15 protein-coding genes and 1 pseudogene are annotated in these 25,544 nt (G+C 58.5%); 6 read left to right on the top strand and 10 right to left on the bottom strand.

The window, feature by feature from the left end; all coding sequences use genetic code 11:
* Positions 1-366: 366 nt before the first annotated feature.
* The 3 genes from AAE027_RS30125 to AAE027_RS30135 all read right to left on the bottom strand — a co-directional run bounded on the left by AAE027_RS30125 (position 367) and on the right by AAE027_RS30135 (position 2,814).
* The gene (locus tag AAE027_RS30125; RefSeq protein ID WP_370989602.1) at positions 367-951 is read right to left on the bottom strand and encodes an anthranilate synthase component II; all 585 of its coding nucleotides are present in this window, start codon (positions 949-951) and stop codon (positions 367-369) included.
* Complete coding sequence (pabB, locus tag AAE027_RS30130) at positions 948-2,342, bottom strand: aminodeoxychorismate synthase component I (RefSeq protein ID WP_370989603.1); 1,395 nt, start codon at positions 2,340-2,342, stop codon at positions 948-950. Before pabB ends, AAE027_RS30125 begins: the two co-directional genes overlap by 4 nt.
* 112 nt (positions 2,343-2,454) lie before the next feature.
* Positions 2,455-2,814 carry a Dabb family protein gene (locus AAE027_RS30135; RefSeq protein WP_370989604.1) on the bottom strand — a complete coding sequence of 120 codons (360 nt, stop codon included), beginning with the start codon at positions 2,812-2,814 and terminating at the stop codon, positions 2,455-2,457.
* Between the two features lie 833 nt (positions 2,815-3,647).
* Here AAE027_RS30135 and AAE027_RS30140 point away from each other — a divergent pair.
* The 3 genes from AAE027_RS30140 (at position 3,648) to AAE027_RS30150 (ending at position 5,624) form a co-directional block, all read left to right on the top strand.
* The gene (locus AAE027_RS30140; protein WP_370989605.1) at positions 3,648-4,289 is read left to right on the top strand and encodes a dethiobiotin synthase; all 642 of its coding nucleotides are present in this window, start codon (positions 3,648-3,650) and stop codon (positions 4,287-4,289) included.
* A gap of 415 nt (positions 4,290-4,704) precedes the next feature.
* Entirely contained in the window at positions 4,705-4,965 is a 261-nt protein-coding gene (locus AAE027_RS30145; protein WP_128947693.1) for a hypothetical protein, read from the top strand.
* Positions 4,962-5,624 (top strand): nucleotidyl transferase AbiEii/AbiGii toxin family protein, encoded by a 663-nt coding sequence (locus tag AAE027_RS30150; RefSeq protein ID WP_370989606.1) that lies wholly within the window; start codon positions 4,962-4,964, stop codon positions 5,622-5,624. The genes AAE027_RS30145 and AAE027_RS30150 overlap by 4 nt, the downstream gene beginning before the upstream one ends.
* A gap of 60 nt (positions 5,625-5,684) precedes the next feature.
* Here the strand turns inward: AAE027_RS30150 and AAE027_RS30155 are convergent, their stop codons facing one another.
* Genes AAE027_RS30155 through AAE027_RS30180 form a run of 6 tightly spaced genes read right to left on the bottom strand, consistent with a single transcriptional unit; the run spans position 5,685 to position 15,800 of the window.
* On the bottom strand, positions 5,685-7,052 hold the full coding sequence (locus AAE027_RS30155; RefSeq protein ID WP_370989607.1) for a coiled-coil domain-containing protein: 1,368 nt from the start codon (positions 7,050-7,052) through the stop codon (positions 5,685-5,687).
* On the bottom strand, positions 7,049-10,411 hold the full coding sequence (locus tag AAE027_RS30160) for an AAA domain-containing protein (protein WP_370989682.1): 3,363 nt from the start codon (positions 10,409-10,411) through the stop codon (positions 7,049-7,051). Before AAE027_RS30160 ends, AAE027_RS30155 begins: the two co-directional genes overlap by 4 nt.
* The gene (locus AAE027_RS30165) at positions 10,318-13,314 is read right to left on the bottom strand and encodes a protein kinase domain-containing protein (protein WP_370989608.1); all 2,997 of its coding nucleotides are present in this window, start codon (positions 13,312-13,314) and stop codon (positions 10,318-10,320) included. The genes AAE027_RS30160 and AAE027_RS30165 overlap by 94 nt, the downstream gene beginning before the upstream one ends.
* A gap of 10 nt (positions 13,315-13,324) precedes the next feature.
* Positions 13,325-13,975 (bottom strand): 4Fe-4S single cluster domain-containing protein, encoded by a 651-nt coding sequence (locus AAE027_RS30170; protein WP_091897639.1) that lies wholly within the window; start codon positions 13,973-13,975, stop codon positions 13,325-13,327.
* Complete coding sequence (locus tag AAE027_RS30175) at positions 13,972-14,382, bottom strand: hypothetical protein (protein WP_370989609.1); 411 nt, start codon at positions 14,380-14,382, stop codon at positions 13,972-13,974. Before AAE027_RS30175 ends, AAE027_RS30170 begins: the two co-directional genes overlap by 4 nt.
* Positions 14,331-15,800 carry an AAA family ATPase gene (locus AAE027_RS30180; RefSeq protein ID WP_370989610.1) on the bottom strand — a complete coding sequence of 490 codons (1,470 nt, stop codon included), beginning with the start codon at positions 15,798-15,800 and terminating at the stop codon, positions 14,331-14,333. The genes AAE027_RS30175 and AAE027_RS30180 overlap by 52 nt, the downstream gene beginning before the upstream one ends.
* A gap of 126 nt (positions 15,801-15,926) precedes the next feature.
* On the opposite strand from AAE027_RS30180, the pseudogene AAE027_RS30185 reads away from it, so the two are divergent.
* Positions 15,927-16,316 (top strand): annotated as a pseudogene (locus tag AAE027_RS30185) (LabA-like NYN domain-containing protein); the annotation flags it as partial.
* A gap of 318 nt (positions 16,317-16,634) precedes the next feature.
* Positions 16,635-18,032, top strand: coding sequence for a carbohydrate porin (locus AAE027_RS30190; RefSeq protein WP_370989611.1), 1,398 nt, complete (start codon positions 16,635-16,637; stop codon positions 18,030-18,032).
* A 3,787-nt stretch (positions 18,033-21,819) separates the two neighbouring features.
* On the opposite strand, the gene AAE027_RS30195 is transcribed toward AAE027_RS30190, so the two are convergent.
* Positions 21,820-22,095: a recombinase family protein gene (locus AAE027_RS30195; protein ID WP_370989612.1), complete on the bottom strand. Its 276-nt coding sequence runs from the start codon at positions 22,093-22,095 to the stop codon at positions 21,820-21,822.
* 903 nt (positions 22,096-22,998) lie between these two features.
* Between AAE027_RS30195 and AAE027_RS30200 the strand changes: the two genes are divergently transcribed.
* Positions 22,999-25,308 (top strand): S9 family peptidase, encoded by a 2,310-nt coding sequence (locus tag AAE027_RS30200; RefSeq protein ID WP_370989613.1) that lies wholly within the window; start codon positions 22,999-23,001, stop codon positions 25,306-25,308.
* Positions 25,309-25,544: the final 236 nt, after the last annotated feature.

Raw genomic sequence — 25,544 nt, forward strand, 5'->3', positions numbered from 1 at the left:
TTCGCCGATCGGTTTGACCCTGCACCCTCGCGTGCGCATCTTGTTGAGCGAGTGAGCTAGCAACGCCCTGCCTTCGCGACCGCTCATGGCCCATCGCGACATACTGCGCTGCCGCACGAACTTGGTCGCTATAGGACCAAAGCGGACGTAGTCACCAGTCACATGACGACGCCGATATAGGTACACGGCCTAGCACTACTTTGGCAGAATGTGTTTTCGCCACTGCTTTTCAAGGAGTGCACCAAAAGAGAAAGTTGCGTACGTAGCATACCAACTGAGCTATTTCCGCCTTCTGGTTACATCTTATCCGACCTCTGCGGGGCGATTCACGAATACGCAGCTCGCCTTTCGACGAAGTCTCCGATCTCACGCTTCGAAACTGGTCGCCAATCGCAAGAAATTCATAAGCAAAACGTGCCCTTGTTGAGTAAGTACTGACTCGGGGTGGAATTGCACGCCATAGGTTGGATGATGCCGATGTGACAAAGCCATAATCTCACCTTCAATTGAACGGGCTGTAACCACGAGATGCTGCGCGTCTGACTCCTCGAGTTCGACCGCCAGAGAATGATAGCGTCCAACAGAAAGTGGAGACGGGAGTTCCTTGAACAACCCTCGGCCGTCATGCGTTATGTGTGAGGCTCGGCCGTGCATGGGACAACGCGCGCGCGCCACGCGACCGCCGAAAACGCTGCCAATACACTGGTGCCCAAGACAGATGCCAAGAATTGGAACGCGACCCGAGAGTTCGCGGACAACGGCAGTGGATATGCCGGCCTCCATTGGCGTGCACGGCCCGGGAGAGATCACGATTGCACGGGCCTGGAGCGCGACAAGATCGGTGAAGCTGATCGCGTCATTCCGGACGACTTGCGTCTCTTCACCGAGCTCGCGGAAATAGCGCGCAATATTGAACACGAAGGAATCGTAATTGTCGACGATGAAAATCAAAGCGCACCAGAGGGATCGGCACCAAAGGCGTGGAAGAGCCGCTGTGCCTTGGCAAGGGTTTCCTCATACTCGGTTTCAGGATCCGACATCGCCGTTATTCCACCCCCTGCATGAAATACAGCTAGGTCGTCGTCGATCATCACGGTGCGGATCGCAATGTTCGTGTCCATCTGTCCATTGAATCCAATGAAACCGATCGCCCCGCAATAGACCTCTCGCGCCACTCCCTCGATGTCCGCAATGATCTCCATTGCTCGCACCTTCGGAACGCCGGTAACGGAGCCGCCCGGAAAGCAGGCGCGAAGCAGACCGACGGCGTCTTTGTCCGCAGCAAGTGCGCCCCTGACAATCGAGACGAGATGGTGCACCGACGCATAGGATTCCAGGTTGCACAGTGCGGTAACCTCGACCGAATTGTCGGTACAAACGCGTGACAGATCGTTGCGCAGCAGGTCGACGATCATAATGTTCTCGGCGCGATCCTTCTCGGACGCAAGAAGGAGTTCGGCACGGCGCCCATCTTCCGCGGAATCGGCGGAACGCGCGATCGTGCCCTTGATCGGGCGCGTTTCGACCTGCCGTCCGTCAAGTTTCAGAAATCGCTCAGGAGAGCTCGATGCGATCGTCAGCTTATCGTAGCGCAGGAGAGCTGCAAACGGTGCCGGGTTCAATGACCGGAGCTGGCAATAGAAGGCGAGCGGATCGAACAGGGGCGAAACCCTGGCACTGAAGCGTTGCGCGATGTTCGCCTGGAATATATCTCCAGCCAGGATCAAACCGACGACGCGCTGGACCGCTGCGATGAAGCGTTCACGGCTATAGTTCGAATGCCAAGCACCCGCCGTGCTGGGGATTATGATCCGCGGCGACTTTGGCCTGGCAAGCAGTGCTGCAAACTCGTCGGCGCGACGACGCGCGCGATCGGCTCGTCGGGTGGGGTCCTGCTCGGGCCATCCGGTCGAGACGATCCAGCACCTGTGGTCCTTGTGATCGAAGCTGACCACCACATCGTAAAAATGCAGGATTGATTGAGGCAACCGGAGGCCGAGAATTGACGGCGGCGGCAGCCGCTCCAGTGTTCGGTTCAGATCGTAAGCAAGGAAGCCGGCTGCGCCGCCCTGGAATGGGGGTAGATCGGGCCGATGCGCTTCTTTGTATCTCGCAAGAAGGTCACGGAGGACCTCCCATGGATCGCCTGTAAGTGCCTCTCCACTCCAACTTGCCTGTCCATCGGCGACCAAATAGGTGCTGAACGGCTCGCAGGCCAGATACGAGTAACGCCCAAGCAGCTCATGCCCTGCCGCGCTATCGAGAAAGGTAAGCTGCGGCCGCTGCGCAAAGCATCGCAGCGCCTTGACAGGCTCAATCCACTGCAGCTCGCGGACGTGCATAGGCTATCTGTTACGACGACCGGCAGGTTGTGAGGCCCGCGCCGCGTGATGCCTTTCCGAACGAGGGCTATTTCCGTCCGACGCGTACGAGACTTTGCGGCTGATCATCAAGCTACTCACGGCCAGCTGGTCCGCTGCGCCGAGCGACTTGCGTTAGCCCTGCCGTTCCAGCGAAATGCACGTCTGTTGACAGCTCATAGTCAGCGGCAAAGCGCAACTCCCGGAGTGGCCGTACGCATCGGATCGCTTCTCGATACAAATTGTGCGTTTTGTACGCAGCGAGATCCGTCTCGCTATCAAACTCCCCGTACACCACGACGTCAATGTCATTGCCGAGCTGATCACTCTTGCGGTTGCGCGCAATCTCGAGCCGGCGTGCATATGGAATGGAGGTAAGAACCGATAGACCTTCGACGATTTGGTCGATACCGGCCTCATCTCTGGCTGTGAAGAAGACGATGTGACGGATCATGGTGGCCGCAAACGTGACGCCGCAACTTGGCCGCGTTCTTACCTCGGGATGAGAATCGACGCAATGCTGGAACGGCGTTGATGGCAGAAGAGGGGGCGCTCGGGCGACGCTCGGCCTTGCAGCAGAGGCTCGCAGAAGTTCCAATTGAGCAAGATGTGTGTGAGTTGCGCGGTGCCCAAATGATCTGAATGTGCCGTTATTCTGGCTCGGCGGCTCGATGAATGCCCGCGCGCAAAACTCGAGAACGGGCGATACTCCGTTGCGGGTGATACCGTCGATCAATGTTCTCCGGAGAAGACTTTTCAGCACTATCTCACCGGCCCCATACCAATTGAACTCAGTCACAAATCGTAGAGCTGCGGTACGAAACGTACAGTTCTGCATCTATTAGGATACATCGCGCCGGACGTGAACGCCTTCGTCCGATCCGGACAGTATTTGTGTGTCGAAAACAATCTTGACCTGTCACAACGCATGACACGCAACTCGGGGAAGCGCGATGGTCCGCGCGCGAAACTTGCATGGTTCAATCTAACAGTTGGCCATGCGGAGCAGGCCCTTTCAGGCGGGCATCGGCAACGAACGCCATCGGTGTCTCGCATAAACTGTGCGGACGCTGCTTGGCGTTGAGAGCGTAAAAAATAGTCGTCGTAAGTGCGCTGAGCAACCTTTTGCTCGACTCATGGAAGGTCGGGTCGTACGCCGAACGTAGACTGCCGATCTTCCCAAGCGCGAGGCAGGGCCTCCCGACTGGCGCACGTTTGTGAACTGACACTGAAAATCGTGGAGGATGAGATGCGTACACTGCAGGAGGAGACAAGAGGCCAAGCTCGATGAGCCAGCAGCGGATTGTGGTGACCGCTACAGGCGCCGGCATCGGAAAGACAGTGTTCTGCGCAGGACTTGTCAATCTCCTCGGTGCGAAGTTTTGGAAACCGATTCAAGCCGGCCTCGAAGGAGAAACGGACACCGAGCGTGTCGCTCGGCTTGGCAGTCTTCCGTCGGATCGCATCGTGCCTGAGCGTTACCGACTGCAAACGGCCGCTTGGCCCTACAGTTCCGCGGAGATTGACGAGGTTCGCATCAAAACGGATTCGCTGGACGTGCCGAACACTGAAGGGCAGCCGCTCGTAATCGAGGGTACCGGCGGATTAATGGAGCCGCTGAATTGCGGCTCGCTTTACATTGACCTCTTGGAGAGATGGCGACTTCCTGTCGTGCTCTGCGCGAGCACAACTCTGGGCACGATCAATTGTTCACTGCTGTCCATAGAGGCGCTCCGGAGGCGCCAGATCGACATTCTTGGAATCGCTTTCGTTGGCGAAAAGAATTCGGATGCTGTGAGAGCAATTTGCGAGATTGGACGGGTGCGGTGGTTAGGGCGACTGCCCTGGATTGCGCCTTTGTCGGCGGACACGCTGCAAGCCGCGTTCAAGGCCTCCTTCTGGCGCGATGATTTCAACCCATGCCGCTAAAGATGAGCGGCGGGGCAAGGAAGCTCCGACCGAGACTCCCCTGGGAAATGGTTGGACGCCTTGGGCTGACGCGCTTCGGGTCCCGAGGGCCCGGACTCTCGGCCCGGCGCGCACAGCGCATAGAGCCCGGTCGGCTCAGGGATCGGATTCGCCCGAACGTAATCGGGCTTGAAGGCCTTCACGAATGCTCGGCTAGGCCGTTGTGCGCCACGTGGAGCAGGGCGCTGGATCCGGCGACGTCCTCGCTCGCTTCCTCAGGCGGCCAACGTCAGGACCGGGTTTGAACAAGCTTCGCGGTACGGGTAATATAGTACCTCGCTTAGATGATCAGCTATTTCGCTGGGTTGACTTTGTTGGACATTCCACCACCTTCAGTGGAATTCGATTGTCCGCTCTCGGGACAAAAGGGACGCAAATGACGATCTCGACGCTAGTTCTCGCTGCTATCAACGCGCCTCACAGCAAACAGCTGGACGCGCAGGCGCTCGTCTTTTGCCTTAAGAATCCAGCTGCCGCTAAAACAATGCCGGGACACATGTCGGCTTTCTTCGGTGAAGTTGACACGTATTTGCAGAAAGAATTCGCACATCAGTTCGGCATCAGCGATGCGGAGCTCGTTGCTTCTGCAAAAGCGTTTTCCAGCTATTCGGGTGAGCATTACCCGATTGCAGCGTGATAACCGAGAAGACCAGGTCGGATTGGGCGAAGCTATTTCGGATAGCGCGCGATCTAATTGGCCAAGTTAACTCGCAAGGAACAGTCATAGACCATTGGACGTTCGGTGGGGGCACCGCGATGATGCTGCAAATTGCACATCGCGAAAGCCACGACGTGGACATCTTTCTTTGTGATCCGCAATTGCTGCCGTTTTTGGATCCGCAGAAACAGGACTTCAACTTCGAGATACGCCCAAGCGAATACAAGGGTGACGGCAATCGCTTTCTCAAATTGGCGTTCGAAGCTGTTGGCGAGATCGATTTCATCGTTGCTGGTCACAAGACCGCTAGCCCAACGATTGAGAGAGAAATTGAAGGTATCAACGTCCTTCTAGAAACGATTCCGGAAATCATCGCTAAAAAGATCATCTTTCGTGGAGCGAGTATCAAACCGCGAGATATCTTTGATATCGCTGCAGCGAGCGTCGATCATTCCGCCGAACTGATCCGCGAGCTGAACCCATATCGACAGAACGTGATCGAAACCATCGTTCAGATCGATAGGCTAAATCCTGAATTTGTGCGCAGGGCAATAGACAGTCTGATCATAAGGGACGGCTATAAAGGAGTTGCCGCAACAGCTCTCGACTCCGCGAAAGAAATACTTCGGGCTGTGTGATCTTCGCGGACATCTGCGAGATGATCTCTGTTAGGTTAGTAGCTGGGTTCTTGCAAATTGCTAATTGGGCGGGTTGATTGATAGTGCTCGATATGAACTTTCAACAACTTCCGCTTCGTGGCTTACATCCGGAACTGACACGATCTTGAGAGGAAATTGGCCGGCGGGCCTTGCGAATTCCATTGCAAAGTGCCCGCCTGCTTTAGCGACCAACGCCTTCAGGCGATCGAACTCGCCGCACCAGATCGTTTCCATGTCGTGGTCACGTTTCGCATCGCGAGCTTCGGCCGAGCTGCCGATACCTACGGCGCGCACCTGGAGGAGATCCGATCTCGATCCGCCCAAGAGCTCTACTCCGTAGCCAGGATTCGCCGCCTTACGCAGGACAATCTGGCCGTTCTGGACCCAGGCGGTCGCTATTCCCTCCGATACTTCGTATCCCAGGCTGGCAAGACCTTCGAGCACCGCGCGCCTGCGCTCCGCCGCGGCCATCGCCTTGAATTCTTCCTCGATGAGAACGTCGGCGCGTTTGACGAGCTCTTGCCGGTTGCTGGGCGCCGGCGAGGCGAGGGTCTCCTCGATTTCGGTCAGCAGCGAGTTAGCCTCCGCTGACTTCATCACGGAAAGCTCGGCGCGTCGCGCCCGAAGCTCGTCCGCTAGTCGCGCGCTGGCGCGGCCATCCTTCACGGCCGCGGCCAGGTCGAGCAGAAGACTGTCCGCGACAAGCGATCTTCGAACGAGCGGCTCTGCTTCCAGCAGTGCGACACGGTCCGAGAATGGGGAGGAATCGATGCCAAGCCCGCGCAACTCGCCGAGAAGAGTATCGACGCGTCCCAAGGCGGGATCCTCCATCTCCTGAACTTGCCCGGCAATCCAGTCCCGCAGGGTGTCACGGCGCTCGCCGGCGCCCAGGCGAGTAGCAAGCTCGCGTTGGCGGTCTGTCGCGCTATCCTGTGCCGCCTGAAAAGGAAGCAGCAGCAGCGCCTTTGCCATCGCCGCTTCCAGGCGCTCGGAAGATTCGGCCAAGCCACTGAGCTCGCTTCGAATGTCGGCGGGAATCTCGACTTTCAGAGCTTGCAGTCTCTCTAGCAGTGCCTCGGCTGCCGCTTTCGAGCGCCTTAATACGCGGTTCGAACGGGCGGCCATTTCGGCAGCTCTTTCGACCCGGCGCTCGGAATCCGCCTGAAGGAAGGCGATCTCGGCGGCAACCTGCTTCTGGAGTTCGATGAAACGATCGGCCTCGAGCAGGCGACGAAGCTCATCTCGCCGAACTATGACTTTGTCGATGTCCTTCTGCTCAATGGTCCCGTTGCGTTTGCCGGCGGAGGTCCAGCTTTCGATCGCGGCGTCAAGCCGCGCCAGGTTGCGGTGGCAGATGGCGATGATCTCGGCTCGAGTAACGATCCTGAAGGCTTTGGGTCCGCTCATTGCAATCCTCCCCCACGGAGCGCGTGCTCGACAGCGTTCTTGAGCCGGAGGCGTTCGGCGTCTCCAGCATGAGTCCAAGCATACGACGAAACTCTATGGACATAAGGAACGGCTCTTCCCAACACATTGGGACGCCAGATCTCGCGAGCACGAGCTCTTTGAAGCAATTGGTGTCGCGGCGCATCGCATTCCACGCCTATCGCGTATAGGCCGGTCCGGGGATCGGTCACGGCAAAATCAAGGCTGAATGCGCCGCCATCGCGAGCGCGAGTGGGCTTATAGCCATTCGCTTCCAGAAAGGCTTCGACGGACCTGGTGAAGCCGTCGTCCTCATGATGTCCAGCTTCGTGGTGCGGACGTGGTTCGGTTACCATCCGGTCCAGGAGCGTCTTTCCGGAGTCTGCAAGACCATCGGATACCGTCCTGGCATATTCGAGGTAGCCTTGCAGATAGTCGCGCGGCACCCTGGGACCACTCCGCCTCGTCAACAAGTCCGATATCTCCGATATCGGCATGGATGTGACGATGACCACCTTTTCTCTCGCACGTGTTACCGCGACATTCAGGCGGCGCTCGCCGCCGGCGTGGCCTAGCGCGCCGAAGCTCTTGCGGAAAACGCTGTGTTCGTTGCGGCCGAATGTCGTGGAGAAAACGATGATGTCACGTTCATCGCCTTGCACATTCTCCGCATTCTTGACGAAAAAGCCCATGTCCTCGCCATGCTCGATACGTTCGCGCTCGCGCATCAATGCCTCTCGGAACGCTGTATCGTTTTCGGCGCGATCTTCCAAAACATCTTCTATGGCGTCGGCCTGCTTGCGGTTGAATGTGACGACACCAACCGACGGTGGCGATGAATCCTCCCAGAGCTGCGATAGGTATTGTACGACATCGCTGGCTTCCTTTTGGTTCGTCTGAGCCTTGTAAGTGCCGTCCGAGCGCACGACTTCGATCGGCTTGAGCCTGTGGATTGTCTCTACGGGATGGCGAACGGGGACGCTAAGGCCGTTGGCGTAGAACGATGCGTTCGAGAATGATATCAGCTCTCGATATTTCGAACGATAGTGCACCTGCAGAGTACGGGTCCGAAGCACGGAGCGGGCGAGTTGGAGGAGGTCGGGACAATCCTTGATCTCTCTGCGATTCCACGTCTCCGCGAAGGCTTCGCGTTCCTCCTCGCTGGCTCCTTCTTCTGGTTCTTCACCGTCGAATATTGCCGCTTCGTCGTTCTCGACCTTGCTGGCGAAGAAGGAGGTCGGCGGCATCTGCTTTTCGTCGCCGCTGACGACGACAAGCCTGCTGCGGAACAGGGAGGGCAGCGCATACTCAACGGGCATCTGCGAAGCCTCGTCAAAGATGACGGTATCGAAGAGTCCCGCGCGAGGTTGCAGCACGCGGCTCGCGACATCTGGCGTCATGAGCCAGATCGGCCGGAGCGCGAAAAGACCGAGCGGAGCGGCGCGATCGATGAATTCGCGCAATCTTAGCGCTCTTGGGCCACGCAGCTTGGTGATCGCGTCCCACTCGCTGGTCGGACGCACTTTTGCTGCATCGATACCTTGGACGAGAAGATCCCGGTTATACTGCCGGATCTGTACGTCGGCTTCCGCGAGCGATTTTACCTTCGCATCTAGCTCGTCGGCGTCGAACAAGACGTCAGGATTCGCACCCTCCATATCGGCCTTCCACGCCAAACGGGCCTCGCGGCCTATAGTGGCGCGAATGCAGGCGTCGAGGTCTTCGGAAGCCAGTTCCGAAAGTTCGGACTCCCTCGACCTGAGTGTTGCGAAGATGGCGCGCTCCTTGTCGTCCAGGCGCGAAGAGCGAAGTCGATATTCCTGGTAGCTGCTCAGCATCGGCAGAGCCTGCGCGATCTGGTCAATGGCGCTCGCATTAGAGCGACCATTCTCGATCGCCGAGCGTCTCGATCCGAGCCACAGTTCGTCGAAATAGGTCCTGAGCCGGTCCAATGCGGCGCGGCTCTCCTCCCGCGTGTCATGCCTTCTGAGCGCGAGTTCAGCCCGCTCAAAGAACGTGCCGAGCTCCGCGGTCGTTCCGGCCGAGAGAGCTCTCTCGAGCTCAAGCCGGTCCGGGCACCGGTCGATGAGCGAATTGTGGCCTCCCAGACCATTGAGGAACGAGCCGAGGCGCTCGGCGAAATCGGCGAGCTTACCGGGCGACAAATCGAGATTGGGGGAACGGCCGAACAGGATCGTGAAATATTGCTCGAGTTCGTGCCTTGGCCTGCGTATGGCCAATTCCAGCTCGACCGCATAATACAATGAGCTGATGGCGTCGTTATCTTGCGGGAGCTGCAATGACGCAAGGAGCTGGCGTACACGGCGCGTTCGCAGCCAATGGAGCGGGTTGAGCCATTGTAGGGCGCTTGCCGGCAAGCGAACTTGGCCCGCGAGCTCCCCGGCAGAGCAGAGCTCTTCCTCCTTGAAGGCGATGAGCTTGGAGCAAAAGTTCGTTTTGTAGGATGGGCCGTCGAGCGATGAGAAGATTTCTTTAATCGCTGATAGGCTCGCGAGAATGCGCGCAGCTTCCGATGTCCCATCCTCGACGTTCCGAAACAGCGGCCGCAATCGAGCGAGATTTGCGCAGACCGAATCGCTGATCGAGCGGAGCTCATCCGCTTCGGCGAGCCAGGACCGAAATTCCGCCGCATCCGATATTTTCAGACAATTCGCCGTCTCAGCGTCGGTCTGCTCCCGCCGCGCGTCGGCTTGCAAAAATGCCTGCAGGTGCAAGGCCAGCGCGGCCGCGGTTCCTCGATCGGGATTGAACGGCTTGAGGGCGGACAGAGGATTGTCTTCAAATTTCGCCGGAAGCCAGAATTTCGCGAGCGGGCCGCAATTCTCCTCGATCCTCGCCACGTCCGCGGGATGTAGATCTGCCAGCAAAGGGCGGAGTTCAGGAGCGTCAATGGGTTTCGGGCTAACTTCTTCAATCTCGAGCAGTTCGCCGAGCAGCGTTCGATAGGACAATCCGGTTCGATCATCCACGGAATGAAGTGCAACCTGGCGACAGTCCAGCTCCGTCTCGAGCGTCTCGATGCGAGCGGCGAGACGATCGCGCTCTCGCTTCCAGGCCGGAGACCCTCCGGGAGACTGGTTGTGCAAAGCCTGGACCTGCGAACGGATTGCGCCGACGATCGACTCACGGTCGCGATGGGCATCGGTGATCATGACGAAGCGATCCGTCAGGCGTTCCTTATCCAAGCGCTTGCGGACCACCTCGAGAGCGGCTTGCTTCTGGCAGATCACGAGGAGCGATTTTCCCGTGCCGATGGCGTCCGCGACCATGTTGACGATGGTCTGGCTCTTGCCGGTTCCAGGAGGTCCTTCGATGACCAGGCCCGGAGCCTGACGTGCTTCGAGGACGGCCGCCTCCTGCGAGGGATCACTATCCGCAGTAAATCGGCCTCTTTCACCGGAGGGGATGCCGAAGGCGCCGCCTGCTGTTCGTTCAGGCGCAGGGCGGCCTCGAGTGCTGTGGCCGTCGGCGGCAAGCCCCGGAGGGTCTCGAGATCCTTCATCACCGCCTGGCCCATGAAGGCCAGATGGAACAGCACGGCTGCTGGCACCAGCTGCCGTTCTTGCGCGCCGACTTCGACGTCCTTTCCGGGAAGAGCAGTCAATTCGTTGCCGATAGGCTTGGCCAATCGGCTGAAGGCGTCCATCACCGCCTGGACGGACAAGCTTGCATGGGTCAGGAGCTCGTTGGCCGCTTCCTGCCAACGTCTCGCCTCGGGAATGCCGACCATTCCTTCGAGAGCGGGATTGACGAGAACATGCTCGAACTCGGTATCTGGATTTCTCTCGCGCCCATAACCTAAAGAGACATGACCGCGGTTTCCGACCTCCGGATTGACGCGCACCGGCCACAGCAGGACCGGCGCAATCCGCGGTCTCGCGTTCGGCCGATGATCGCGCATGATCAGGAACGGAAATCCCATGAACAGGCCATCGATGCCGGTATCGCGTCTGTAGAGCAATGCATGGGAGTGCAAAGAGCGCAACCTTCGCTCAATCCCGTCGTCATCGGCGAAAGCCGCCGGATCGACGTTCACGGTCCGGTTCGTACGACCAAGCAGTTGGTCGAGAATCTCAGCTGCCGGCACTCTGGACGTGTCGAGCTCGGTGAGATCGATCCTGGCCGATTTGCCGATCAGCATGCGCGTCAGCGGCCCGCGCAACACGCCGCCTGAAATCCGCTTGGCGAAGAAGTCCAAGATCGTCGACACATAGCCTTGCTTCGGAAGCGCTCTCCACGTCTCGGCGGGCACACAAAGAAGGGCGAGCGCGCGCCCTAAGGGCATCCGTCTGTCCAGGCGAAACTGGTCCGCCCACTCGTCGACTTCCTTGATGCCGCATCTGGCGAAGTTTTGAATGCGCTCGTCAATCGCCTGGTAGATCTCGCGACGTGGGCGGCCGAGGAGCGTTGTCGCCTCCTCTGCCGAAAAGTTGCCGAGCCCGGCCGTCGACGCTTCCTTTTCTGCTTCTTCGATGACCTCGGCGACCGAGCGGAACTGGTTCGAGGTCGCGCTGAGCAGGATGACGAGGTCTTCTTCCGCCGAAATGCGGCGCTCAGTGAGCGCTGCTACGCCGGCATGGTCGGTATCGGGGAAAAGCTTTCGCCGTTCTTCCCAGAGCGCGGCCAGGCGGGCCATAGAGGTCGACAGCAGGTGAACGCGCAGAGCATCCTCGTCGACCGCGATTTCGAGTTGGTCCAGTCGCTTACGAACCGTGTCCGAGCGGACCTTCAGGCGCCAGAGCCAATCGTCCGGATCAATCTTCCGCAGCAGGTCGGGTGCAGGACCTGTGATCAGACTGTAACCGTCGCTCGGGTGGTCGAGCAGCCAACCCGGTGTGACGATATTGCCTCTGACGATCAGAGGCATCGACGGATTGAGGGTTTTAAGTGAGATGGAGAGCTTCAAATCCTCCTGAAGGTCCTCAGTCCGCAGAATTTGCCGAAGACCTGCCGCAACAGCCGCTTCGAAGCCAGCCTCCGAAGTCCAGCTTGCAACGGCGCCTCTGAGGACAAGCGCCTTGGCATGGTCCCAGTTCGCAGCTTCCGCCGCTGCCAATGCGAACATGTTTGCAGATCGATATTGTTTGCCGCCCAGCGAAATCGAGCTCCGGCCCTCTGTGTCGCCCGCTGTATCGGCCGCTGGCGCTGATACGCTTTCTCCGCGTAGCCACGCCTGAACTTCCTTCCACTGCCAGCGCTGACGCCTGTCACGCGCCAACAGGCCGCGCAGCAACGTGTTAAGCCGCTCATCCAGACTTTCGGGGAGGTGTACGCCGTTGGTGAGAATGTGGATCAGAAAAGCCTGCTCATTGATGCCTGCGAAGCACGCGCCTTGGGTGATCTTCTCCAACAAGATCATCCCCATGCTCCACCAGTCGGAAGCCGGGGCGACGCCGCCAGCGATCGCCTCGGGCGCCATATAGCGAGTGGTTTCAAGCGGAGACACGATATCGAGGTCGAATTCGGAGAGCCGTGCCGAGCCGAAGCCCCCGATGACGAGGTCAAGTGGCTCTTTTGACCGCACGAAGACCACGGAAGGGCGCAGATCCCTGTGTCGCAATCCGGCTTCGGTGAGAGCGTGAACGGCCTTGGCGAGCTCGCCGACCAACGTTGCAAGAGACGCCGGATCGGCTAGATCGACGGCAAAATCCGCCAGAGTGCCGCCCTTGAATTCCTCCGTGACCTCGTAGGCGCGGTCTTGCCAGCGACCGGTTGCGAAGAATTCCGGGACGTGATCTCGAGGAAGCTTTAAGAGCAAATCGTAGATCGCTTGGTCCGGTTCCGAGCCTATAGCGTAAAGCGTGAGTATTCCTCGCTGTCCGTCTGAGGCGCGCGTGGCGACGAACCGCTCGCGAACTGTGCTGGACGAGGCGATCCGATCCTGCAGATGCCAACCGTCCACGACCGTTTCGTGGCCGGGCGCTGGCGCGGGCTGTGGCGTCGGAATGGGCTCGGTCGGTGAGGGCGCCTCGTCCCCTTCGATGATCGGCTCGCCGCATAGGCTGCAGATCAGGTCGCCAGGAGAGCCCTGATGACCGTTTCGGCAGGTTGGGGCGCTCGGAAGAGGAATTACAGCTGGATTTGGCCTTGGTGTCGCCGATCCCGCCGGCGTTATATCGACCGCCGACAGGTCCCAGCCGCAGGTTTGGCCGTTCAACGTGCCTTCGCAAAAGATCTCGCTGACGGGGCGTTCGGTATTGCAGTTCGGGCAAAGTCTGATCATCAGCAAAATTCTAAACAGAGGGAATATGTGTATCTTCCGAAATTCCCAGCGTCGCTCCGCCGCCTTCGAGCATATGTCGAAGGCGCCGGAAGTCGCCACGAGCCGGAATGCCCGCAAGCCAGACGTCGCCATTATCGTCGAACATGACGTCGAAGGTGCGGTCTCTTTCGTCCATCGGCCGGTCGAAACTCGCGAACCGAGCGCGGCCCAGGGGCGTCATGAGGTGCAGCTCCTGATTGTCGCTGCCACGAAGCGCGAGGGTTTGCTTTTCATCGATATCGAACGGCCCGGAAACGACCGCGTCGATCAGAGATGGCGATGTGGCTAGCGCTTCGCAGATCGCGGTCCACGGGTGGCCGGTAAAGACCAGGATGTCCGCCTTCGTTCGAGTTCTAAGCCGCGCCAGAAGATCGAACAAAGCCTCGCGTTGATCGAAGGGCTCGCCACCCGAAATCGTGATCCCATCGGCGGTCGAAAGCCATGGCGAGACTGCCTCGACGACTTTCTCTACGGTCGTCGTTCCTCGTCCGTGCGCCCAGGTGTCCATGGAGATGCATCCCGGGCAGCGGATCGAACAGCCTTGAAACCAGATCCCGATCCTTCGGCCAGGCCCCAACGTTGTGACCGGGAAATGGATGCGCGACAGATTGACCATCCTCATGGGGACTGCTCGCTCACGAGATCGATCGTGGTCGATGGTCCAGGTCGAATCTGTTCAATCCTGTATCTGTGTCCGGCTTCCGCTCCGCGATCGAAGAGACTGCGCGACAGTGGGTTGATGAGGTGAGATTCAACCTGATTGCGGATGCCGCGGCCGCCGTTTGAAAGATCAGAAAGGCACAGGCCGCGAAGGACCTCGCGGGCAGCTCCGGTCAAAGTCACGCCATAGCCGAGCGAGCTGACGTCCCTGAGCAGGTTGTCGACCATCTGATCGAATATCTCGTTTGCAACCTCGGGCCGGATGAAATCGAAGACGATGACGTTCTCTCCGATCCGGTTCAATATCTCGGGCCGGTTCAGGACCTGTTTGAAGTGCTTTTCGATCTCGCTTCGGACCTTTCTCCGCACGCCGTCGAAGGTCTCTTCGGGCGTGACGTTGGCAATTCTCTCACCAGATGGCCCGGGACGTAGATGCCTAAATTTGAGGTGAAGACAATGAACGCCTCGGAGAAATAGACGCGATCGCCTCGTCCCGAGGTGAGGACGCCATCGTCGAGGACCTGCAGGAATTTGTCGAGAATCCTCGGATGGGCCTTTTCGATCTCGTCGAACAGGACGACGCTGAACGGCTTTTCACGGATCGCGTTCGTGAGCTCGCCTCCGACGTCATACCCGATATAGCCGGGCGGTGCGCCGATCAGCCGTTGGTCGGAGTGCTCGGCACTGAACTCCGACATGTCGAAGCGGATATACGCAGATTCATCGCCGAAAAGCAGGCTGGTGATGGTCTTGGCGAGTTCCGTCTTGCCGACACCGGTCGGCCCGGCAAGAAAGACGACACCTCTTGGCCGGCCGCCGCGCGGCGATTGTCCGATCCCGGTCACCGCGCGCTTGACGATATCGAGCATATGCGTGACTGCGTGAGACTGTCCCTTGACGCGGCGTCTGACGAATTCTTCACCCGAAGTGATCTTGTCGCGACTGATCTTGCGCCAGGGATCCTCAGTCACGCCCACTTTGAAGCGCCGGACGGCATCCCCGATCCGATCGAACTGCACGCCTTCGCTGCGGGCGAGCTGCGCGACCGCGCTGACGTCGAGCAACAGAAGGCCTTCAGTCTCGTCCACGAATCCTTGAGTACACTTTTCTAAGTCAGATTGGTCCGCGTTCTGCGCGCCAGGTAGACTTCGGACAAGGGAACGGATCATGCTCCTTCTCGCAAGATGATCCGGTCGCCCAATGGGCACGTGTCTGATCCTCGGGTTTCCGATCAGGAACCAATCGGGCAGATCACCCTCGTTGTCGACGATCCAGACGACCGTATTGAAGAAGGGCAGCCGCTTGTCGCCCGCCGGACGCGCCCGCGCCGCATGAGACAGGATCAGCGCCCGGGAGAAAAGCTGGTGCTCGGCAGGTGATAAGGCGTCGTTTCGCGCGATCAGTCTTGAGGCAAAGTCGACGATAAGGGCGGAGGGCTGGCCTTCAGCCATGACGTGCCGTTCGAGCGTCGTCGACAACAGATCGATCCCGCCGGCCGCTGTGCCAGCAGTCGGGACTAGACCCAGTTGAGTGAGGTAGCTTCCGTCGGCCGGCTCGACGTCCCGAAATCCGTTCAGAAGATCGAACCATGCGATCCGCCCATAACCAGCTGCCTTCAAAACGTCCGGCAGGACCCTCGATAGCGGCGCTGCGGTCAACTCGCCCGGACCGAGCTCGTGGATCTGAAGGTCCCGCGTATTGCCGGAGAGCACGAATTGGCTGCGCAGAGGCAAAAAGCGCAGCAAATCGCGGAGCCATCTGGCTCTTTCCACCGAACTGTCGTGCACCGAGAAGCCCCCTTGTACGCGTATCGCGCGACTATAAGCTATCCTACTCGCTGATTTCGAGAGTATTTCCCAAGAATCCATAGGGAAATGGGATAAGGCGACGAAGGACGAGAAGGGCGGCAACGAATCGACGGAGCCAATCTCTATGCCACAGCCAAGACCCTCGACTTCGACATCGATTACAAGCGGCTGCTCAGCGAATTTCAAACTCGCGGGACGCTGCTCCGAGCGTTCTACTACACGGCCATGATGGAGGATCAGGATTACTCCTCGGTCCGGCCGCTGGTCGACTGGCTGGACTACAACGGCTACACGGTCGTTACCAAGGCGACGAAGGAATACATCGAGGCGTCCGGTCGCAAGGTCAAGGGTGACATGAACATCGAGCTTGCAGTCGATGCTATGGAGCTCGCGGAGCACATGGACCAGATGGTGCTGTTCTCGGGTGATGGAGACTTCCGCTCGCTGGTTGAAGCTGTGCAGCGGCGCGCCGTCCGCGTCACCGTGGTCGAAACCCCTGGTGTGATCCAGACGCTGGTATGACTGTGTCGCCGGCGCTGCTCATTCCTGCGAGCTGTGCCCCGCGAGACGAGCGCAACAAATAAGCCCGGCATTTGCGCCGGGCTGATCGCTAATATAGTTCGGTTCTCAGCAACGGACGAATTAGACAGGAGTCAGTCGCGTCCAGTCGGTTCGGATTCTGACATTGCATGCTTGCCCACGACCATCGCATGTCGGGTTCCGGAACAGGCCACGGTACGCTCTTGAGTTTGCCGTCCGACCGTGCGCCAATGCGTCGTATCGTGGAGTCCTCCGTATGCAGTTCAATTGAACATGTCCGTTAGATGCCTGGCGCTGGCAATCCTTGCCGCGGGGCTACTCGCGGGGACGCATGTTTTCGCGCAGGAGGACAAGAAGACTGACGAAGACAAGCCTGCCGATCCGGACACCGGCGAGAGCACGGTCGAGGAGAAGACCCTTGGGCTTCTGCCGAACCCCTTCCAAAAAAAATATGGGATCAAGTTCGCCGCGACATACATCGGCGAGACGCTCGGAAATGTCTCCGGCGGACTGAAGCAGGGAGCGATTTACGAAGGCCGGCTGAACCTCGCGGTCGATGTCGACTTGCAGAAGCTCGCCGGCATCGACAAGCTGACCTTCCACGCCAACATGTTCCAGATTCACGGCGAAGGACTGTCGCGCAACTATCTCGACAATCTCTTCGTCGTCAGCGGCATCGAAGCGTTGCCCTCGACGCGCCTCTACGAAGCGTACTTCGAGAAGCAGTGGGGCGACAAAAGGGCCTCTCTGAAGTTTGGGCAGCTCGCCGCCGATAGCGAGTTCTTCAACACCAAATACACCGACGTCTTCACCAACGCCTCGATGGGGTGGCCGGCGATCACATCGCTCGACCTGCCCAGCGGCGGCCCGTCGCCGCCGTTAGCGGCAATGGGTACCCGGCTGCTGCTCAACATCACGGATCAGCTATCCGTCCTCGGAGGCATCTTCGACGGCAATCAGGCAGGTCCAGGCCCGGGCGACCCGCAACAACGTAACCGATATGGCGTCAACTTCCGGATCAACGATCCGCCTCTTGTGCTCGGCCAGATCCAGTACGCCTGGAACAACAAGAAGGGCGATCCCAATCTGGCGGGCCAGATCAAGTTCGGCGGATGGCGTCACTTCGGACCATTCTCCGATCTTCAACTCGCCAGCAACGGCGTTTCGCTTGCGGCACCGACCAGCAGCGGCACTCCGCTCATGTTGGCTGGCGACGTCGGCGGATGGGCAGTCTTCGAGCAGCAGATCTATCGCGTGCCCAAGAGCGATGACCGGGGAATTGGCGTATTCGCTCGCGTCTCCGGCGCTCCCGCCGACCGAAACCTGATCGATCTCTACGCCGACGCCGGGCTCGAATTCATCGGCCTCAGCGACAAACGGCCGGACGACAAGTTCGGCGTCGCGGCCGGCTATGCGCACGTCTCGAAACGCGCCCAGGCGCTCGACGCCGATTATCGCGCACTTGTCGGTCCGGCTTGGCCGGTACGCAGCTTCGAAGGACTGTTAACGGCCGTGTATCAGTACCAGCTAAGGGACGGCTGGACGCTCCAGCCCAACTTCCAATATGTCATCCACCCCGGCGGCGGCGCGACGGATCCGGCGGGGCCGATGCGGGGCAAAGCGCTCAAGAACGCGGTAGTCTTCGGTCTGCGTACGACGATGAAATTCTAGGTGGGCGCCCCCGACTGGGAAGGCTCCTAAGCGAAGAACTATCCGCGAAGAGAGCATGAAGGATTTCGGAGGTGCGCCGCGGACGGCTTCGGCTGTTGTATGCCGCGGCCGGGGAATTGATCTTGTGAGTCCCGGAGATGAGAGAGTGCGCTGGCAGACTGCAGCCGGCTACGCTCCAGAGCCGCTTGGCGATGAGCCCCAGCGGCCGTTCCGCTTCAAGGCGGTATGATCGGGGGGGCGATGTGCTTGGGCGTGTTCTTGAATTTGCGGGACCATACGAGCTGTGTCGGGAGCTCCAGGAACGCCGCGTGGGCCAAGCTGCTCGCGCGCAATGTTATCTTCAGTTTTTCAGGCGCTACGCCGTTGATCGGGCGTGGATGCATGGTTCTTTTCCCCAGGCGTACCGGCCGTCAATCTTGCGATGCGGCGAGCTCCGCTCCAGACCTCCATTACCATATGTGTTTCGAGGAATTTTGCGGCTCGACGCCGTGCGTCTACTTTCTGTCCTAGCAAAGGGTAGCTGTCTAACGTTCGAAGGCGACAACCTCGTCCATGCGGTCATGTCATCGGCCAGGCAACTTCAAGCTCGGGGTTTGCGCTGGGCTCTCTGACTTATCGGAGACTTTTGAAGAGCAGGCCCGGTTTGCCTGGACGCCCGGGCCCATAGTCTCAGCGACCTGAGCGGCCGGTTGTTCGGCTACACGCCACTTTAAGAAAAATGAACACAGCCGGGTTGCGATACGTCAAAAGCCATCCGGCGTGAGCCGCATCTACCATGATTAAGAGCTTGCCGTTTTTTCCCGGTCTGCTGTAGAATCTTCTTCGTGTTAGGACTTCGAATAGCCTCCGTTTAGTTCCAGATTTCGCAAATTCATTTGAAACATTCTGTGGGGGACATTGCGATGGCTAAGCCTTCCGTTTCCCGTGAGGCCTTTCGTGGGTTGTTCGCCTTTTATGCGGCCAAGGCCCACCATGATCATAACGGTGTCGCCGAAGGTCGGCTCCTCAAACTATTTGGATCGAGCGAACACATCCCGGACGGGCTGTTGGAGTTGTGGTCATCACGGACCGAGCTGATTAGCCCTGAGGCTGTTGGCAACATAATGTCACCACTCGCTCATCAGATCCTGGACGGCGGTGCACAATATAACCACGCGAGCGACTTCCTTCATCGACTGTTGCGAGAGTTAGACCGAGACGTTCATTAAGCGCTTAAAGCAGCCTCAGGGTCCGAGTTGGGCGGACAACAGACATAGCTTTCGCCGAGACGGCGAGTAGTGTTCCTCCATTGAGGCGGAGCGGGTGGCGATCATCAGTTCAATCAGTATAAGCGCGTGGTCGCTCGGTTTCGGCAGTCTCGTTTGGGGCTAAGCAACGGCGCGCCCGCTCGATCTGTGCGTCGGTAGCGCCATGGTTACGCGCGTACATCTCGGCCACTGGTGCCGAATATTTCGCAACGTAGTATCTGACCTCGCTGCAAGAGATGCGCCCTGTGGGCCTATGGTGACGCGAAGCGAAGGCTTCGGACCCCAGCGGGATCAGCAACAAGGCAACAATGGCCGCCGCCCGTACGATCATTCTCGCCGTCCCCCATACACTGTCTGCTTCGTACAGAGAGCAGGGCTGAATCGCGCGCATGACGCAAATTAAGAATCGTGCACTGGGGCAAAGTGCTGGGAGACTGTTGCTCCAATGCTTCGGTGCTGCGCAGGCAGTGAAAAATGAGGCGTCGGTAAAAGCGATCTGATGCGAGCGTTCCAAAAAGCCGAAGTGGCAAGTTCGATCATCGCATTGAACGGCTCTACGAGCTTGCGATAGCTAGCTCCGCCGAAGAACTCTCCTTCTACGGCTGGCCTTGGGGATACGGCTAGTCCTGGCAATCCTTCTCGCCTGAGCGGCTCGTAGGCGACGCCGGAGGGCCTGCAGTTCTCGAAATAGTGCGACCAGTCCCTCGACCCGTTCGCCCAGAATAGTCGAATAATTGTAAACCCGAGCTCGATTACTCATTACTGCCCAAACCATGATTGTTGAAAGCAATAGGCGGTCGACAACGGGAAAAATATGCAATCCAGGGTAGGAACATACAACCCATAAATGACGGTGGCATTAACAGGGGCCATGTCCTACATCGTTGTTCAGTGCGCGTTGCTTTCGCTTTGTCTTTCGGGTTGATTTCGTTTCGAAAGATTAAAGCTGCAGGCTTAGTACCGCGGCACTCTCGCGCGCTGCGATCTCTCAGGCGTGGTAGTTCCCTTCTGCCCTTAGTCGCACGACGGCTGCTTAGGGCCGCTCTTAATCGCCTGGCGGCCCCGGTTTGAAGGATCGCATCGAACATTACAAATTATACCCGCGCCCCATTGCGACCAGTTGCGTGCATCATGACAACCGCGTGGCGCATGCCCCCGCCTTGCCCATCGGACCGCCGGCCACTCTCCCTCTCCTCCGCCGCGGAGGGCCAGGGGGCGGACTATGAGGCCCTGGCGCCTAGGCAAACCGGGCCTCGCCTTAACTGCTCCTCCGCTTAGCACATGCCAATCGCGTGCACGTTTTCGCGATGGTGAGACGACATGAGGCTCGATAGGTCCGCCAGGGAAACATCGATGATCTCAGCGCCACTGTGCACTATGAAATCTAGGGGTCGATCCCTCGGAGGCTCCGCCGCGCATCGCACGAATGCAAGGGCGGTCCAGCAGCACATGGTTGCAGACACAGTCCGGCCGGCTTGGCGTTGAGCTCCCGGGCGACCGCCAGGCATCACGCCTTTTTGGTTTCTTGCGCGATCCACCGCTGTCTTATTCGTGCTGAGGGACATCGGCTGTTAAGAGTTGGTTTAGTTCCCGGCATGATCATTGGGGACCACGAGGGGTCCGAGCATGCAACTGCATCATGCCAATACCTTGGAAAGGATCGAGGCGGTCGCGGATCAAGGCAGTGGCGAGGTCGCAACGTGGCCCGTCACTCTCGACCAATCAGATTTCTTGACCTCCAATCGAGATGAGATCCTGGCGCTATTAGAGCCAAGCGGCCATCCAAATCGCACCATTTGGCTCGTCGTGGCCGCATTAGCTGGGGGCTTCGGGTTGGGATGGGCTGGGGCTTTGTATGGTCCTGCAACTATCTCGGCTCTCAACCCAATTGCTCAGATAGATACGGCTTCGCGCCGGATGCCTGACACAAAGTCAGGCGGTAAGGCCGAAAGCGCCCGAAAGATAGCATCAGCATCAGGCTCGCGAGCACCGCCTGGTTTAGGTCAGCCCTCCACAGTCAGCGCGAGCCTTGCTCCGAAGCCTCTCGCCAAAGCGTCGAGTGCGGCGCAATCGGCGGAAGCTTCGAAGCAAGCTTCCTCTGCTGTGGAGACGGACATGTCTGTGACCGGCTCGCTTGAGCCTGCGGGGCCGCTCCTGTCGGTTCCCGAGACAAGACCAACGACAATTGGGGGTTGGACAGTCCTTGACGTTCGCGGCGGAACGGCGGTGCTCGAAGGGCCCGATGGGATTCGAATGGCAGCACGGGGCGACGTGGTCCCCGGCATCGGGCGAATCGATTCTATCGTGCGTTGGGGCAACCGCTGGATAGTTGCAACAGCTCGTGGATTGATCTCGACGCCCTAGGCGTGACCGGTTGCGAGGAGCGTGTTACTGTGCTCGCGCATTCCCTGACTTCGGGAGAATGACGGAATGATGCCCACGCTGCGGTTGTATTTGGAGTCGCGATTATGTGCCGCTATTGCCGATCAGGCCCATACTCGTCGAGCAAACCGAGCGATCGATGTTGTCCTGGGCAGCGATCAACTGGACGCCGGCAGACCTGGTTCGTTGTGAAAGCCGCCCAGGTCTTTGAGGTCGCGTGAGATGCGGTCGAGAGACTTCGAATCGATCACATCGAACTTCCGGCTCCTGGCATTCGGCATCAGGCGCTGAAAGCCCATGCGGTTGATGGTCGAGGGGCCGGAAATGCCGTGATCGGAGTAGCTCAACGACGATGTGACCCTCATGCTTGCAGAATGCGCGGCACAGCGCGACCTGATCCTCGATCGACTTGGCGGTCTGCTTTTCCTTGTCACTAAACATTGTGTAGATCGCCGCTCTCATCATCATCGCCTGCACTGGGTTTGATGGTTCTGCTGTTCTGCGCGGCTATCGCTGCGGCGCGGGCAAGGGCGCGCACGAGTTTGCGCATTGCCTCGCTGGGCGCGCGTTTGTCCGCTGTGCCAACGGGCACTGAATGTGGGCCGGCCATGAATCAGCATCCCCGCGCCCGCGGCCGCGAGGGCCACGTGGCGAATCCTGAAACGGCCTCCAAAGGCGGGGCCCAGCGCCGGAGTGCAGGACGATATGTTCCTGGGCCGGCCATAGCACTCTGGTGGAAATCGCTTCTCACTAAGCGTAGCCCGCGACAAGAGTAGCGCTCCATGACAGGATTGAAGCAATTCAGCCAAGATTGCATCAAACACGTTCGATGTTCTTCGAACAAATGTCCACGAGACCGCAGCGGACATCCGCGCCGGCTCGGTCTGGCAACCTGACATGCCACTTGAAACCGCGTGCTGTGGCGCAACTAGGCAAGGTCGCGTGTGCTTGTATGCCCTCGCACTCGCGTCCGAAGCAGGTTGATATTTCTCGAGAGTCACAGCTTCGGGGTATGACCGCTGCCTAACCTTGATCGCTCGACCTGCCGCTACTGCCGAACTCGATTCTGTGTTTGATTTTACACATTCGTGTTCGCGTTACTCTTCTTGTGCTCTAGCCGCCAAGGGGATCAGATAACAACGCAATAACGCCTGCAGCTTCGATGGCATCATTTCTGCAGGGAGGACTTGGAACGGAGCTCAAGGGGATTGAACCGAAAGGGCACTGGAGATCTTTCGGCCCACGACTTAGCCGCACCCTATCAGCGAGCCTTATTGCTCCTTTCGTATACGGGGCACCTTAACGATGGCTCCGTTAGCTCAGAGGAGGAGGAAGCCGTGAACCGCCTGAAAGACACACTGGGACGCGAGATCCTGCAGGTAGCGGATTACGAACGAGCGCTCTCGATCAACGGCTACTATGCTCAGCTCACGGTCAATGTCGCGGACGTGCCGTTCTGGATGTCAGACGGTGAGGCCTTTGCTTATTGCCGAAGTGTAAGGGGCCGGCGCCAATTCATGCTCGTGAACGTTGTCAAGGGCGCAAAACAGCTGGCCTTTGATCATGATAAGCTGGCTGCCGCCCTGACCCGAGCAACGCAGAGGCATTACGACGCTGCCAATCTGCCATTCCGTCGCTTTGACCTGCCTAGCGATGGTCGCGAAATCAGCTTCCAGATCGATAACACCAGGTGGAGCTGCGATCTTGTGAGTTACACTTGTCTAACCCAGAACGCTTCCTCCAAAGTCCATGAGGAGAACCCCTATGGCAGCCCTCGGATAGAAAATGATCCGAAGGAAAAAAGCGCATCTCCTGATGGTAAATGGCTGGCCTATATCAATAGGCACAATCTATTCCTGTGCAGCAAGGATGGCTCGCAGGACATGCCGTTCACCTGGGACGGATCCGAGAGCAACTACTACGGGTTGTCGACACTGAGTTGGTCTCCGGACTCGCGCTATCTTGCGGGATACCGGTTCCGCCCCGGATACGAGCGTAAGATTCATTTCGTCGAATCGTCGCCGACCGACCAGCTTCATCCGAGGCGCCGGACGATGACGTATCCTAAACCTGGCGACCTGTTGACGGTATCACATCCGGTGCTCTTTGAGATCGGCAGCCGACGCGAGATCCAACTCGACAACGATCTATTCCGAAATCCTTACGAACTTTCGCCGATCGAGTGGTGGGAGGACAGTCGAGCTTTCACTTTCAAGTATAATCAACGAGGTCATCAGCTCTATCGACTGCTAGAAGTGGTAGCAGCCACCGGAGAAGTCCGCTCGCTGATCGATGAGTGCAGCAAGACCTTCATCGACTATCAGCCGCTGAACATGGACCAGGAGTGCACTGGCAAAATCTTTCAGTATAACGTCGCAGACGGAAAGGAGATCATCTGGGCGTCCGAGCGCGACGGACACGAGCATCTCTACCTTTTCGATGGCCGAACCGGCGAGCTCAAAAATCAGATCACCAGAGGCAATTGGGTGGTCCGGACGGTCTATTTTGTCGATCCGGTGAGGCGCCAGATCTGGTTTGGCGCGAGCGGAATGAACGCAAGCGAAGATCCTTACTTCATCCATGGCTACCGAATCGACTTTGACGGGACGGGCCTGACTGCGCTCACGCCGGAAGCGGCAAATCATCACATCGAGTTCTCGCCAGATGGCCGGTACTTTGTAGACCTGTGTTCACGAATCGACCTTCCGCCGAGCTTGGTCTTATACCGAACCAGTGACAATTCGAAGCTCATGCAGGTCGAAAGCGCCGACATTTCGGAGCTCGTCGCTGCTGGCTGGACGCCGCCGCTCAGCTTTCATGCGAAGGGGAGAGATGGCGAGACTGATATTTGGGGTGTCATTCACCTTCCCATTAATTTCGATCAAGCCAAGCGATATCCGGTCGTAGAGAGAATATATGCTGGCCCTCACGGTTCTTTCGTTCCGAAGTCATTCTCAGCCTCGGCCGAGCCGCTCGCGCAACTTGGATTCGTCGTTGTACAGATCGATGGAATGGGGACGAACAACCGCTCGCGAGCGTTCCACGACGTCGCCTGGAAAAATCTGAAGGACGGTGGCCTTCCCGATCGAATCCTGTGGCACAAGGCGGCGAGCGCAAACTATCCGTGGTACGATATTTCAAACCTTGGCATTTTTGGTGCGTCCGCCGGCGGTCAGAATGCGGTGAGCGCACTCCTCTTCCATTCTGAGTTCTACAAGGTTGGGGTCGCTAATTGTGGTTGCTATGACAACCGAATGGATAAGATCTGGTGGAATGAGCAGTGGATGGGCTGGCCGGTCGGCATCGAATATTCACAATCCTCCGCCGTCGACAACGCGCACCGATTACAAGGTAAGCTGTTGCTGATTGTCGGCGAACTGGATGAAAACGTCGATCCGTCATCCACCTTCCAGCTTGCCGACCGTCTTATCGACGCAGGAAAATTCTTCGACATGCTTGTGGTGCCGAACGCAAACCACGGAGTGCCAGGCAATTACTGCGAACTAAAGCTCGTGGACTTCTTCGTTCGCAACATTCTTTGGCAGACACCGCCTAACTGGAACGCGGCTTCGATCGAGCCGCTGAGCCGGTGCTGGATGCGAGGAAGCGGCCAAAAACTAATTAGCTCGATCGAATCTCACAAGTGATATCCGCGTTCAACGGCAGGACGATTTTGGCCGGGTCAGCGTTCGTGTGAAGCGCGGATTACGGTGGGTCATGGGTACTTTCGGTTCGCGGGCAGATCGGAAGACGCCGAGTAGAAGCTCAAAGCAGAGAGCGGAATGGTTTACCTCTTGGATGTAACGGAACATGAGTGGGGGATGTACCAAGTCCTTCGCACCAACTCATAGATAAGCATATTGAGGGCGTTGCACTTCAACAG

It is taken from the genome of Bradyrhizobium sp. DN3 (assembly GCF_041357655.1).
GTDB lineage: Bacteria > Pseudomonadota > Alphaproteobacteria > Rhizobiales > Xanthobacteraceae > Bradyrhizobium.